Raw genomic sequence first — 686 nt, forward strand, 5'->3', positions numbered from 1 at the left:
GCTCCGTGCGCTGCCGCAGCCGGCCGGGATCGGCGTGCAGGGCCGCCGCCACCGGCGTCTGTTCTCCGGTGAGCGTCGCCTCCACCGCGGCCAGCGTCAGTTTGTCTGCCCGCATCGCCCGCGCGAGCGGATGGCGCGCCAGCCGGGTGATGACCGCGGCCCGGCCCAAAAGCAGTCCCGCCTGGGGGCCGCCGAAAAGCTTGTCACCGCTGGCGATGACGACGTCGGCGCCGGCGGCGAGCGCACCGGAGATGTCCGGTTCCCGGGGCAGCACCGGGTCTGGTTGGAGCAGGCCGCTGCCCAGATCCACGACCAGCGGGATCCGGTGTTCCTCGGCCAGGGAGCGGAGCCGGCCGATGCCGACGTCCGCGGTGAACCCGCTGACCCGGAAATTGCTCGGGTGCACCTTGAGCAGGCAGCCGGTCTGCGCGGTGATCGCCGAGGCGTAGTCCTCCAGGTGCGTCCGGTTGGTGGTGCCCACCTCGCGCAGCCGGGCACCGGTCGATTCAATCAGCTCGGGAAGCCTGAAGCCGGCCCCGATCTCGACGAGCTCGCCGCGACTGATGACCACTTCGCGGGACCCGGCCAGGGCGGTAGTGGCCAGCACCAGGGCCGCGGCGCCGTTGTTGACCACCAGCGCTTCCTCGGCGGCCGGGCAGGCGTCCAGCAAAGCCTGCCGCGCACCG

1 protein-coding gene is annotated in these 686 nt (G+C 72.7%); it reads right to left on the minus strand.

Features of this window, described 5'->3' with window-relative positions:
* Positions 1–686 (minus strand): L-seryl-tRNA(Sec) selenium transferase (gene selA / locus AC5RUJ_RS17785; protein ID WP_494156453.1); only part of this gene is annotated, 686 nt, incomplete at both ends.

It is taken from the genome of Arthrobacter sp. Y3223164 (assembly GCF_059091005.1).